This window comes from Heyndrickxia sp. FSL W8-0496 (genome assembly GCF_038007825.1).
Taxonomy (GTDB): domain Bacteria; phylum Bacillota; class Bacilli; order Bacillales; family Bacillaceae_C; genus Heyndrickxia; species Heyndrickxia oleronia.
Genome location: NZ_JBBOXX010000001.1, coordinates 4,648,871 through 4,661,345, shown reverse-complemented (window position 1 = coordinate 4,661,345; position 12,475 = coordinate 4,648,871). Strand labels below are relative to the sequence as shown.

13 protein-coding genes are annotated in these 12,475 nt (G+C 37.0%); 12 read left to right on the top strand and 1 reads right to left on the bottom strand.

Features of this window, described 5'->3' with window-relative positions; all coding sequences use genetic code 11:
* Nucleotides 1-867 carry an MBL fold metallo-hydrolase gene (locus NST63_RS23620; RefSeq protein WP_341043863.1) on the top strand — a complete coding sequence of 289 codons (867 nt, stop codon included), beginning with the start codon at nucleotides 1-3 and terminating at the stop codon, nucleotides 865-867.
* Between the two features lie 64 nt (nucleotides 868-931).
* On the opposite strand, the gene NST63_RS23615 is transcribed toward NST63_RS23620, so the two are convergent.
* The gene (locus NST63_RS23615; RefSeq protein WP_341043862.1) at nucleotides 932-1,867 is read right to left on the bottom strand and encodes an NADP-dependent oxidoreductase; all 936 of its coding nucleotides are present in this window, start codon (nucleotides 1,865-1,867) and stop codon (nucleotides 932-934) included.
* A gap of 228 nt (nucleotides 1,868-2,095) precedes the next feature.
* Here NST63_RS23615 and NST63_RS23610 point away from each other — a divergent pair, with 228 nt between their 5' ends.
* From NST63_RS23610 to NST63_RS23560, 11 genes are all read left to right on the top strand, one after another.
* Nucleotides 2,096-3,562, top strand: a complete 1,467-nt coding sequence (locus NST63_RS23610; protein WP_341043861.1) for a protein adenylyltransferase SelO — start codon at nucleotides 2,096-2,098, stop codon at nucleotides 3,560-3,562.
* A gap of 133 nt (nucleotides 3,563-3,695) precedes the next feature.
* A complete protein-coding gene (locus tag NST63_RS23605; protein ID WP_341043860.1) occupies nucleotides 3,696-4,220 on the top strand; it encodes a sigma-70 family RNA polymerase sigma factor in 525 nt (174 codons plus the stop codon).
* Nucleotides 4,220-5,218 (top strand): anti-sigma factor, encoded by a 999-nt coding sequence (locus tag NST63_RS23600; RefSeq protein WP_341043859.1) that lies wholly within the window; start codon nucleotides 4,220-4,222, stop codon nucleotides 5,216-5,218. Before NST63_RS23605 ends, NST63_RS23600 begins: the two co-directional genes overlap by 1 nt.
* A 227-nt stretch (nucleotides 5,219-5,445) precedes the next feature.
* Nucleotides 5,446-6,123 carry a PspA/IM30 family protein gene (locus tag NST63_RS23595; protein WP_058004555.1) on the top strand — a complete coding sequence of 226 codons (678 nt, stop codon included), beginning with the start codon at nucleotides 5,446-5,448 and terminating at the stop codon, nucleotides 6,121-6,123.
* A gap of 119 nt (nucleotides 6,124-6,242) precedes the next feature.
* On the top strand, nucleotides 6,243-7,271 hold the full coding sequence (locus NST63_RS23590; protein WP_341043858.1) for a TFIIB-type zinc ribbon-containing protein: 1,029 nt from the start codon (nucleotides 6,243-6,245) through the stop codon (nucleotides 7,269-7,271).
* Entirely contained in the window at nucleotides 7,268-8,137 is an 870-nt protein-coding gene (locus tag NST63_RS23585; protein ID WP_341043857.1) for a TPM domain-containing protein, read from the top strand. The genes NST63_RS23590 and NST63_RS23585 overlap by 4 nt, the downstream gene beginning before the upstream one ends.
* Nucleotides 8,138-8,181: 44 nt before the next feature.
* The gene (locus tag NST63_RS23580; protein ID WP_212946228.1) at nucleotides 8,182-9,177 is read left to right on the top strand and encodes an SPFH domain-containing protein; all 996 of its coding nucleotides are present in this window, start codon (nucleotides 8,182-8,184) and stop codon (nucleotides 9,175-9,177) included.
* A gap of 461 nt (nucleotides 9,178-9,638) precedes the next feature.
* A complete protein-coding gene (locus NST63_RS23575; protein WP_058004559.1) occupies nucleotides 9,639-10,004 on the top strand; it encodes a GntR family transcriptional regulator in 366 nt (121 codons plus the stop codon).
* 1 nt (nucleotide 10,005) lies between these two features.
* On the top strand, nucleotides 10,006-10,902 hold the full coding sequence (locus tag NST63_RS23570; protein ID WP_212946229.1) for an ABC transporter ATP-binding protein: 897 nt from the start codon (nucleotides 10,006-10,008) through the stop codon (nucleotides 10,900-10,902).
* The gene (locus tag NST63_RS23565; RefSeq protein WP_212946230.1) at nucleotides 10,899-11,585 is read left to right on the top strand and encodes a hypothetical protein; all 687 of its coding nucleotides are present in this window, start codon (nucleotides 10,899-10,901) and stop codon (nucleotides 11,583-11,585) included. Before NST63_RS23570 ends, NST63_RS23565 begins: the two co-directional genes overlap by 4 nt.
* A gap of 204 nt (nucleotides 11,586-11,789) precedes the next feature.
* Complete coding sequence (locus NST63_RS23560; protein ID WP_212946231.1) at nucleotides 11,790-12,401, top strand: TetR/AcrR family transcriptional regulator; 612 nt, start codon at nucleotides 11,790-11,792, stop codon at nucleotides 12,399-12,401.
* The last annotated feature ends 74 nt before the right edge of the window (nucleotides 12,402-12,475 follow it).

Below are 12,475 nucleotides of genomic sequence, written 5' to 3'. Positions count from 1 at the left end.
ATGTGCGAAGTGATCGTAAATATTATTGGTACTGCACAAGATGCGGGTATTCCCCATCCAAATTGTTTTTGCAAAAACTGTACGAGAGCAATAGAAGATAGAACATATCGGAGATTGGCTGCCTCTTTAGCGATTATTCTACCTCATTCAAAGGAGTGGCATTTGATAGATGCTACTCCTGACCTAAGAGAGCAAATGACAGCTATTCAATTGAAATATCGGCTACAAAAACAATTGATGAATAGTATTTGGCTCACGCATGCACATATTGGGCATTATCCCGGATTAATGTTCTTAGGGAGGGAGGCTATTGGAGCAAACGGAGTAGCGGTTTATTGTGGTGGGAAAATGAAGCAGCTAGTAGAAACACATGCCCCATGGAGGCAGTTAGTGGATCTAAACAATATTAACCCGATAGAAATTATCCAGGATGAAGCGATGGAACTTTCTTCTGGTATAGAAATAATTCCTGTTGAGGTTCCACACCGTAACGAGTTTTCAGAGACGTTTGGTTATTGGATTAAAGGACCAACTCGTAAACTCTTATATATCCCGGATATCGATAGATGGGAGGAATGGGACCGTGATATTTATGATATGGCGAAGGAAGCAGATATTTGCCTATTGGACGGCACGTTCTATTCAATTGAAGAAATTGAGCAAATGGGAAGAAGCTATAACGAAATACCTCACCCAATCATGACAGAAACAATGGACCGTCTCCAAAACCTAGTAGAAGAAACAGACATATATTTCACCCATTTTAATCACTCTAACCCGGCAATCGATTCAAAAAATGCCGAATTTAAAGAAGTAAAGAACAGAGGATTCCATATAGCGGTGGATGGAATGGAAATTCGATTATAGGTGAATAGTTGGGGTCAGACCCCCAGTGCGTTAAAGCTTTAAAGTAGTGGGGGTCTGACCCCACTTATTTAATTTTTATAACAATTTTTCCTTTTGCGTGATGGGATTCGCTGAGTGCATGTGCCTCTCGTACTCCTTGTTCACTAAATTCAAAAATGGAGCCTACCACTGGTTTTAATTTACCTTTCTCCATTAAATCGGCCAGCTTTTTTAGTTGTTCACCATTTGGAATTAACCAATGGTACTTTGCGTTAATCTCCAATTTTTTTGCCTTTATTTCATCTGGAGGCTGAACGATTGAAACAAGGGTTCCCCCTTTTTTTAACACATGAAAACTTTTATCCTGGATGTCTCCTCCCATCGTGTCTACAACGAGATCGTACTCTTTAAGCTCCTGTTCAAAATCCTGTTGGTCATACTTAATTACAATATCCGCACCAATGGATTTCAGAAACTCTTCGTTTTTTTTGCTCCCAGTCGTTGCAACGAAGTAGCCAAGACTTTTTGCTATTTGAATGCCTAAACTTCCAACGCCACCAGAACCCGCATGAATAAGCACTTTATCACCTTTATTTAAATGTGTAAAATTAACTAGACATTGGATGGCAGTCAAACCTGCAAGTGGGACTGCTGCAGCTTCTTCAAAAGTGATATTATCAGGAATTTTTGCAAGAAGTTTTTCCTGAGTAACGATATATTCTGCATAGGTACCTTGAGCAGTAGTTTCAGGTCTAACAAATACTCGGTCACCGATGCTGACTGTAGAAACATTTGAACCAATTTCAGAAACGATTCCTGCTGCATCCCAACCTAAAATGATAGGAAAGTCAAATGGTAGCATTTCCTTCAGATAGCCTTCTCGAAGTTTCCAATCAATAGGATTCACGGAAGTGGCGTGCAACTCAATTAATACTTCTCCTTCCGCAAGAGTAGGTTTTGGCATTTCTCTTTCCTTTAATTCTTCTTTACCGCCATATTGATCAATAACAATTGCCTTCATATTAGTCAACACCTTTTTTTAGTTTCCCTTTTAACTTAATGATTAGTGTGTATTGAAAAAATTCTTTTATACGAATGAGTCAAGAGCTTTCAACGATTACACATTATTTTGCGTAAAAAGTATACAATAATTAAAGGATGCACCCTTCTGTTAGAAGGGTTTATACTAGTAATAAGATGTTAGATTTTATTAGAATATCGTTATTTTTTATAGAAAAAAGGTGACATAATGGAAAATAGTAAAGAGATGGGATGGAATTTGGAAAATAGCTATTCACGCCTTCCGAATTCCCTTTTTACTACTCTAAACCCCACTCCTGTTCGTTCGCCAAGGTTAGTTATATTAAATCATCATTTGGCAAACTCATTAGGGTTTAGTGTAGAAGAGCTAAAAAGTGAAGAGGGTGTAGCAATTCTTGCTGGAAATCAACTACCCAAGGGTGCATTACCGCTTGCACAGGCTTATGCAGGACATCAATTTGGCCATTTCAATAGATTGGGTGACGGTCGAGCAGTCCTTCTTGGTGAGCAACGATCTCCTCGTGGAAAACTGCTTGATATACAACTCAAGGGTTCTGGACCAACCCCTTATTCTCGCGGTGGTGACGGTCGAGCAGCACTTGGTCCGATGTTACGTGAATATATCATCAGTGAGGCGATGCAAGCTTTGGGCATTCCTACGACACGTAGTTTGGCAGTAGTGACAACTGGAGAAGCCATTATACGTGAGAAAGTTTTGCCTGGTGCGATATTGAGCAGAGTAGCGTCCAGTCATTTAAGGGTAGGAACCTTTCAATATGTTGCTCAGTGGGGAACAGTAGAAGAATTGAAGGAATTGGCGGATTATGCTATCGAGCGTCACTATCCGGAATTAAGTACAGATGGTAATCAATATTTGTTTTTTCTTCAAGAGGTAATCAAACGTCAAGCTAAACTAATTGCCAAGTGGCAGCTCGTTGGGTTTATCCATGGAGTCATGAATACGGACAATATGACGATTAGTGGAGAGACGATTGATTATGGCCCTTGCGCTTTTATGGATACGTATGATCCTGCTACTGTGTTTAGTTCGATTGATACGCAAGGTCGCTATGCTTATGGTAATCAGCCGTATATAGGTGGGTGGAATTTAGCACGATTTGCTGAAAGTCTCTTGCCATTATTAGATAAAAATTTAGAACATGCTCTAAAGCTAGCACAGGATGCAATTTCAAATTACTCTAAGCAATATCATGACTATTGGCTTGAAGGAATGAGAGCAAGGCTAGGATTGTTTAATATAGAAAAAGAAGATGAATCACTAATTGAGGATTTACTTAACTTGATGCAAAAGTATCAAGCAGATTATACAAATACCTTCCGTGCTTTAACGATCCAAATAGAAGATGAATCGAAGTTGTTTAAGGCACCAGAATTTATAAAGTGGAAAGATGTTTGGGAATCAAGAAGAGACAGACAAAGGGAATCAAAAGATTCTTCGCAGGAATTAATGCAAAGAAGCAATCCAGCCATTATTCCCCGAAATCATCGAGTTGAAGAAGCACTAGAAGCAGCAGTGGAGAGGGAAGATAACAGTGTAATGGAGAAGTTGCTCAATGTTCTCTCAATCCCCTATGCCTATACAACAGAACAGGATGAATATGCATCTTTGCCGGGGCCTGCTTGCCTACCTTATCAAACATTTTGTGGTACATGAAATAGTGGGGGTCTGACCCCCACTACTGTAAAGCTTTAAAGTGATGGGGGTCAGACCCCAAAAAAAAATCGTGTGGTACGCACGATTTTTATTATTTTTGGTGTAACTTTTGACCATTATATTCGTTGTTTAAGTGAGTGGTAAAGGGGGAGGGTCTAATGAGCTGGATCAGATTTATCGGCGATATGCGGAGGGATTGTATTATTATCTTCTTCATTTGTCTGGTTCTCCTTCTTTATCAGAAGAGCTGGTACAGGAAACTTTTTATCGAGCAAAGATTTCTTTAGCCCGATTTAAACATCAAGAGGTTAAACCGTGGCTTTATAAAATAGCAAGGAATACTTATATTGATGAGTGGAGAAGGAGAAAAAGATGGAAGTGGGTTCCTTTCTTTGAGAGAAAAGAAATGGTTAGTCCATATGGAATCCCTGAAGTAGAAATGGTAAATAAAGAAAATATACAAGAACTAGAGGAAATATTGCAATTATTGCCTGAGAACTATCGAACGATTATTTATTTAAGAGAATATGAAGGGTTTTCTTATGAAGATATACAGGAAGCAATGGATCTAAGTGAGGGACAAGTCAAGATCACTCTTTTTCGCGCAAGGAAAAGGATGAAGGAATTAGGTGAACGTTGGAGGGGGGAAAAAACATAATGCAGGAATGGACAAAGGATAAGGAAAAAAAGGTGTTATGGAAATATAGGTTTTTACTAACTATTAGAATTATTAGGGTTATTTTCATCCTTTTATTTATATATGCCATTTATATGATGATTTTGTCTATTATTTATGATCAAACAAATTGGGGAAGAAAGCACGAATTTCAAATGAAGCTAGCATTAGATTGGACTCAGGCTGGGAATTATGGGGAAGTTAGTGAAGTTACTTCCGGGAAGATTACACTTTTTCTCACTCAAAAAATAGAATTTCCACTCTATCAAACCATTGGAAAAGAAGAGCAACCGGTAGGAACAGTGAAAATGAAGAAAACTCTATTTAATTCCTTTTCCAATTATGAAATAAACTATTTAAATCCATCTGATTCAAAACGGTTTACTTTCTATTTACCAGAAGACCCTCGAACAGGGAAGACAATAAAATTATCAGATACAGCCGAAGTGTGGGATACATTGGATAAAATTCATGAAGGTACAGTGGCTAATTTAGCCTTTTCGACTACTTCTTTTTTAAAACCTAAAGAGCTTCTTAAGCAATTGGAAAACGTTGATGTTGATGTCCTGTGGATGCCTTTATATGCAGGTGAGCTTAAATCAATAAAAAAAGTAGATTATATGGAAAGCGGTAAGGGGAATGTGTCTGTAGAAACATTAGGTTTATCTTGGGCACGGAAAACGGATGATTACCATTCTTCTTCTTTAATGAAAATTAGTAAGGAAACAATAAGCGAGAATGAAAAAATCATGCTAGCAAATATGAAAAATTTATTAGACCATGAGAGTGATACCTATATAGATAGAGTTTTAGGCTTGTCTCATTTAGAGAAAAGATATAATTATTTAAAGGAAAATGGCTTTCAGGTATATGGTGCAGTTGTTACTGGTCCTGTAAAGGAATTATTAAAATTAAAAAACTATCCATTCATTCAAGGTGCTGAATTAGGTAAATTTGAATATTGGAACTGGGAAAGATGACTCCAAGAAAACAGTATCAGCATATACAGAGCAAACATGCAAAGGGAGTGGTATCCTGGAAAGGAAGAAGTAATTTTGTTTTGCAAAATAAGTACCGTGCTCCTTCTAAAAAATGAAACTTTTTATAAAATAAAACAGTATAGTGTATTAATAAGTTTTTCTATATCTATTTTACTAATAAAGATTACGAAAGACGAATACTGAAAAATATTGGAGGTATGTAAAAGATGAGTATTATTACAAGATTTAAAGATATTATGTCCAGTAATATTAATGCATTATTAGATAAGGCAGAAAATCCAGAAAAAATGATCGATCAATACTTAAGAAACTTAAACAAAGATTTAGGTAAGGTTAAATCTGAGACAGCATCAGTTATGGCAGAGGAACAGCGGGCGAAAAGAGTATTAAATGAGTGTCAAGAAGAAATGGAAAAAATGGAACGCTATGCAATAAAGGCTTTAGAAGCAGGAAATGAAGGAGATGCTAGGAAGTTTTTAGAGAAGAAGGGAACCCTGGCAACAAAATTATCCGAATTGGAAGCAGCGTATCAATTAGCAGCAACAAACTCAAAGCAAATGAAACAAATGCATGACAAGTTGGTTGGTGATATCGGTGAATTGGAATCCAGAAGAAGTATGCTGAAAGCAAAATGGTCAGTTGCTAAGACACAAGAAAAAATGAATAAGCTTGGGGCTTCTGCTGCGGACTCAAGTAATACCATTTCTGCATTTGGACGAATGGAGGATAAGGTGAATCGTGCGCTAGATGAAGCGAATGCGATGGCTGAATTAAATGCTGGTCCAAAAGATGATATCGAGGAGCTAACTGCTAAATATGACGAAACGAGCAGTGTGGATAATGAACTTGCAGCTTTGAAGGCTAAAATACAAAATAATGGATAGGTGAATAACTAAAGGGGTTGTCTTATGGTAAGGGGTCAGACTCCTAAACAGACAACCCCTTTGGAACGCTATCTCTTTTCCTTTTACCCTTTGCTTGATAAATAAGAGGTGAGTAAAACATGATACTTCATTATAAATGCCCTAGCTGTGGCAGTGATATGAGTTTTGATAGTGAATCAGGAAATTTATCCTGTCAAAGCTGTGGAAGTCAAGAAAATATAGAAAATTACCCCGAAGAGCTGATTACAGCGAGATTTTCGGAGGAAGAGGCAAATGAATACCATTGTGAGAATTGTGGTGCTGTTTTAATTACGGAAGCAGAAACAGCTGCAACGACTTGTAGCTTTTGTGGAGCAGGTGTAGTCATTGCGGATCGATTGTCAGGCCATCTTGCACCTAGGAAGGTGATCCCTTTTACGATCAGCAAGGAAGAGGCAGGAAGTGCCTTTCAAAAATGGTGTAGAAAAGGACTTTTAACCCCAAAAGGTTTTATGACTGCGGATCGAATAAAGAGTGTAACAGGGATGTATGTCCCTTTTTGGCTATTTGACTTGAATAGTAAGGTCCAAGTAAGTGCGGAGTGTACAAAGGTAAGGACATATACTCGGGGAGATTATATCTATACAGAAACAAATTATTATGATGTTTATCGTGATATTAACTTGGAGTATGACAAGGTTCCTGTTGATGCCTCAGAGAAGATGGATGATAAATTGATGGATAAATTGGAACCATTCCCATATGATCAACTAAAAGATTTTAAAACCCCGTATTTGGCAGGATATATTGCTGAGAAATACAATTATACAGATAAAGAACTACTCCCGCGGGCAGAAGATAAAATTAGTGGCTATATTGAATCCTATATTTCTTCGACACTATCAGGCTATCATTCCGTTCGTTATTTGAATAAGGAAATTCATACGAGAAATATGAATAGCGATTATGTGTTACTGCCTGTTTGGATGGTCAGCTATAATTATAATAATACTATCTATACATTCGCGATGAACGGACAGACAGGAAAAATTGTTGGTAAACCGCCAATCAGTACTGGAAAAGTGGCGACATGGTTTAGTGGTATCGCAGCGGGAACCTTCCTCGCCTTAAAATGCGTTTCCTATTTTATGGGAGGTGGCTTCTGGTGAGTACAATTCGTATGCAAAAGCAGGGCTTCTTTTTCTTATTGATGTCTCTAGTGCTTATCTTGTCCATGGGTATAACAGCTAAGGCAGATACCTTTGACCGCCATAAGTATATTTATGATGATGCTGGCCTGTTGACAGATCAAGAAGCGTCAAAGCTTCAGGAATTATCTAGTCGGCTAAGTGAGGAAAGAGATACTGCTTTCATGATAATAACGGTAAATGGAACTGATGGGAAAGATCCTGAACGATACGTAGAGGATTTTTACGATGAGAATGGCCCTGGATATGATCAGCCGTTTGGAAATACCGCTATTTTATTTTTAGATATGCAGGGTCGGGATATATATTTAGCAGGCTTTAAAAAAGCAGAGGATTATTTGACTGAGGAACGTCTCGATCACATTCGTGATGAAATTACCCCTGCTCTATCAGAGGGTAACTATTTTGAAGCATTTTCGGACTATATCACTACTTCTCATGAGTATATGGGTGAAGAGCCAAGCAGCGGTTCGGAAGAGTATAATGGATATGATTCTGATGCGGACCATCAGGAGTATGCGAATGAAGACACGAATGTTGATTCAGAAAATATTCTTTTTCAATGGTGGTTTCAAGTCATAGCTGCTTTAGTTGTAGCTGGCATTGTTGTTGCTATCATGATTTATAGCTCTGGTGGTAGAGTAACAGTAAATGGTCAAACCTATATAAATAATAAACATTCAAAAGTGCTTAGCAGGTCTGATAGATTTGTAAGACAAACTGTAACGAAACAGAAGAAACCTTCAAATAATACAAATAACACAAGTGGTGGAGGCGGAATTTCAAGAGGTGGTCATTCGCATAGCGGAAGTGGAGGTAAGTTTTAAATATATTTGTTTAGCCAACGATTGTTGAAAGGAGCACAAGCTAGATGTCTTTTTTTAGAAACCAATTTGCTAATGTTGTAGAATGGGAAGAATTTAGAGATGATATGATCTTCTATAAATGGAGTAATCGTGAAATTAAAAAGGGAAGTAAATTGATTATTCGCCCAGGTCAGGATGCTATATTTTTAAACAATGGAAAAATCGAAGGGGTGTTCGAGGATGAAGGGGAGTATGATATCGAATCTCAAATCATCCCCTTTCTATCGACTTTAAAAGGCTTTAAGTTCGGCTTTAATAGTGGTATGCGGGTAGAAGTGCTATTTGTAAATACGAAAGAGTTTAATGTCAAATGGGGAACTAGAAATCCGATTAATATTCCTTCTCCTGGATTTCCGGGCGGGATCCCGATTCGAGCAAATGGCACGTTTAACTTTAAAGTAAATGATTATATCGCATTGATTGATAAAATTGCTGGTGTGAAAGATCGTTACTTAGTTGAAGATGTCAGAATACGTATTACGTCTATTCTTGATCAGTTACTAATGAAATGGATTTCGAAGGAAGGAAGGGATATGTTTAATCTGCAAGCCAACTCCTTCGAAATATCCAAGGGGATTCAAGAGGACTTAGATATGCAGCTGATGGAAATTGGTATTTCAATTACAGGATTTAATGTCATGAGTTTCAACTATCCAAAAGAAATTCAAGACATGATTAACAAAAATGCCTCATTTGGAATGGTTGGTAATATTGATAAATATCAGCAGATATCAATGATAGATGGAATGGCATCTGGAAAAATGAAAGGTGGTGGGACTGCAACTGATATGGCAGGGATGATGATGGGAATGAATATAGCTAACCAAATGATGAATCAAATGAATCAAAATACCCCAAATCAGCCTGCAGTATCACAAGATGATCAATCCCATTCGCCACAGCAGGAAGCTGAACCAAAAAGGCCTAACTTTTGCCCGAATTGTGGGACAAAAACAGGAAATGCGAATTTCTGTTCAAACTGTGGGCAAAAGCTTATTTAAAAATCATCTGTTAAAGGCAATACTGGTACATTTTTAACAAGATTATATATGTAAAAAGGGACTTGTTTCTTAATGAAATAAGTCCCTTTTTCCAGTTCTTTTCTAAAACATTGAGTTTTAACTAATAACTATCAGCTAAAGATCACTACACCTTTCATTTTACTTAGAAAAGAGCCGCAATCTCCATAAGAACCGCTGGAATCCTTTATTAGGAGGGTGAAAAAGCCGGCAGTTGGGCTTCTATAAAAGCAACAAACGATACGAAAACAGCCTTCTTATGAATGATTAGTAAACATCCATGGATTTCTGCCTACATATTGAATTCCCTACTACTTCTAATGTACAAAGCTAAATTAAAGGGCATAGACGTTTCCATGAATTTTGAAAATAGGAATTGACTTTTTGATTCATTACATGTATGGTTAATTACATAAGTAACTAACCAAGTAGGTGGTGAGGGAATGAGCATGTTAATCGATGATAGTCGTCCTATCTTTGTTCAAATAGCTGAACGGATTGAGGATGACATCATTAATGGAGGGTTACTTGAGGAATCACAGGTACCATCCACTAATCAATTCGCTTCCTTTTACCAAATTAACCCAGCGACAGCAGCAAAAGGTGTCAATCTCTTAGTAGATCAAGGAATTTTATATAAAAAACGCGGCATCGGAATGTTTGTCGCAGAAGGGGCACGAGCAAAGTTGATGGAAAAAAGAAAGGAACAGTTTTTTGAACAGTATGTAATTAAAATGTTGCAAGAGGCGGATAAGTTAGGGATTTCGGTAGAAGAGCTTACGGATATGATCAAAAAGGGGGATAAGTAAAATGGGGAATGCGGTAGAGGTTAAGAATTTAACTAAATCATATGGAAATATGAAAGCTGTGAATAATGTTTCATTTTCATTTGAGCCCAATAAAATATATGGGCTACTTGGGAGGAATGGTGCAGGAAAAACAACAATCATGCACATGATCACTGCCCAACTATTTGCAACGAGCGGAGAAGTAAAGGTTTTTGGAGAGATTCCTTATGAAAATAATCAAGCACTTAGTAAAATTTGCTTTATCAAGGAAAGTCAAAAATATCCACCAAATTTTACTGTACAGGATGTATTAAACATTTCTTCGGAACTCTTTCCTAATTGGGATCAATCTTATGCTGAATTATTGATTAATGATTTCCAACTGCCACTATCCCGAAGAATAAAGAGGTTATCTCGAGGAATGTTATCGTCAGTAGGAATAATCATAGGTCTTGCAAGTCGTTCACCTCTTACAATCTTTGACGAACCCTATCTAGGTCTAGACGCAGTATCTAGAACATTATTTTATAATCGTTTAATTGAAGATTATGCAGAGCATCCACGTACAATTGTTTTATCCACACATTTAATCGATGAAGTAAGTAAAATACTAGAGCATGTTATTGTCATAGAAAAGGGCGAGCTTATTATTAATGAAGATGCAGATATGCTACGGGGACGTGCTTTTACGGTTACAGGTTTGGCTAACAAAGTAGACACATTTATTTCAGGGAAAACAGTGATCAATCATACACCATTAGGTGGGTTTCATTCAGCTATTATTATGGGTAGCCTCGGAATGGATGATCGTAAACAAGCTGAATCACTTGGTCTTGAAATTACCCCAGTATCTTTACAACAATTAATTATCTACCTTACAAATGGTAATTCCCAAGGAAGGGCGGTCGGTTACGAATGAGTCAAGTAATGGGTGTTATGAAAATGCATGTTCGTGAAAAGTGGGGATGGATTTACACTCCGTGGATCATATTATTCTTCAGCTTTTTCGTCAACCTAGTTATTAGCTTCCTGCTAGATGGGAACGACCCAATGTACACCGGGGGCTTGATGTCCATTTATATATACATGCTTGTAATGGGAATGGTTACGATATCTCAGATGTTTCAATTTGCGATTGGTTTAAGTATTAGTAGAAAAGACTTTTATCTTGGAACGTTGGGAATTTTTGTTGCAATGAGTGCAGGTATAGCCATTGTTTTGTTTATACTTAATAATATTGAACAGTGGAGTGGAGGATGGGGAGTTAACCTGCATTTTTTTCATCTTCCCTATTTAAATGATGGCTTACAAATTGAACAAATTTCCATCTCATTTATCGTCATGTTGCATATGTGTTATTTGGGTTTTGTAATATCTAGTGTGTTTCAGCGATTTGGACGTAGCGGTTTACTCATTTTTCTCGGTGTACTGTTTGTATTGTCCAGCATTCTTGCCTTTCTTTGTACTTATTATGAATGGTGGATGGATATATTTTATTGGATCGCTAAGCATACCGCATTCGAACTTGCATTATGGATGATACCTTTAGTAATTATTTATATGGTGGTTTCTTATTGGTTGCTTCGAAAAGCTACAGTATAGCCTTAGGAAGTTTAAAGAGCAATCCACAGAAGTTCATACTAACTTCTGTGGATTGCTTTTTTGTATTAAAAATTGACTATAATATTTTGATTATGCTAAAATTTGATTGGACGATCAATCAAAAAATTAAATAACTATTCAATAGGTGAGTAAGTGAAGAATATTTTTTTAAATATTACGATGAATACGAAGGAGAACTAAATAATGGAAAAGGGAAAGCAATCCTTTATAGCAGAAGCACGACGTGAACAAATTATTGAAGCAGCAATTAAAACACTGGATGAAATTGGATATGTTAAATCAAGTCTTTCGCAAATAGCTAAGCGAGCAGGGATCAGTACAGCATTGATTTCATACCATTTTTCCAATAAAGAGGACCTAATGAATCATCTGTTGACAAAGCTTTTGGAAGAATCCACTTCATATATTATGGATCATGTACTTGCGGCAAATTCAGCACAGGAGAAATTAAATGCATTTATAAAGGCAAGTCTATCCTATCAAAATACACATCCTGCACATAATACAGCGCTTATAGAAATCGTTTTTAATGCTAGAACACCTGAAAACATTCCCTACTATAAATTAGTGGATGATGAGGAAGAAGATCCGATTTTGGCAGAGCTTAAACTAATTTTATATGAAGGACAGAAAAGAGGGGAATTTACATCCTTTCATGTAGACGTAATGGCAAATGTTATTCAAGGGGCAATTAACGAATATATGTTTACCAATCCTGTCCTTACTAAGAAAGTTGATTTAAATACGTATATAAATGAAGTGGTTCACATCATTAGCAGCGCAGTTAAAAAATAAAACTATATCATAGCCGGTTTCAAACAAGTCAATCAAGACTTTACGAATATACGATGGATGAAAGGAAGTGTTCT

Bases quoted from the DNA above. Each gene is read 5' to 3' on its own strand.
- NST63_RS23600 (WP_341043859.1), top strand. From the start codon at position 4,220: ATGCAGGAATGGACAAAGGATAAGGAAAAAAAGGTGTTATGGAAATAT.
- NST63_RS23590 (WP_341043858.1), top strand. From the start codon at position 6,243: ATGATACTTCATTATAAATGCCCTAGCTGTGGCAGTGATATGAGTTTT.
- NST63_RS23570 (WP_212946229.1), top strand. From the start codon at position 10,006: ATGGGGAATGCGGTAGAGGTTAAGAATTTAACTAAATCATATGGAAAT.
- NST63_RS23575 (WP_058004559.1), top strand. From the start codon at position 9,639: ATGAGCATGTTAATCGATGATAGTCGTCCTATCTTTGTTCAAATAGCT.
- NST63_RS23610 (WP_341043861.1), top strand. From the start codon at position 2,096: ATGGAAAATAGTAAAGAGATGGGATGGAATTTGGAAAATAGCTATTCA.
- NST63_RS23580 (WP_212946228.1), top strand. From the start codon at position 8,182: ATGTCTTTTTTTAGAAACCAATTTGCTAATGTTGTAGAATGGGAAGAA.
- NST63_RS23620 (WP_341043863.1), top strand. From the start codon at position 1: ATGTGCGAAGTGATCGTAAATATTATTGGTACTGCACAAGATGCGGGT.
- NST63_RS23595 (WP_058004555.1), top strand. From the start codon at position 5,446: ATGAGTATTATTACAAGATTTAAAGATATTATGTCCAGTAATATTAAT.
- NST63_RS23615 (WP_341043862.1), bottom strand. From the start codon at position 1,867: ATGAAGGCAATTGTTATTGATCAATATGGCGGTAAAGAAGAATTAAAG.
- NST63_RS23565 (WP_212946230.1), top strand. From the start codon at position 10,899: ATGAGTCAAGTAATGGGTGTTATGAAAATGCATGTTCGTGAAAAGTGG.
- NST63_RS23560 (WP_212946231.1), top strand. From the start codon at position 11,790: ATGGAAAAGGGAAAGCAATCCTTTATAGCAGAAGCACGACGTGAACAA.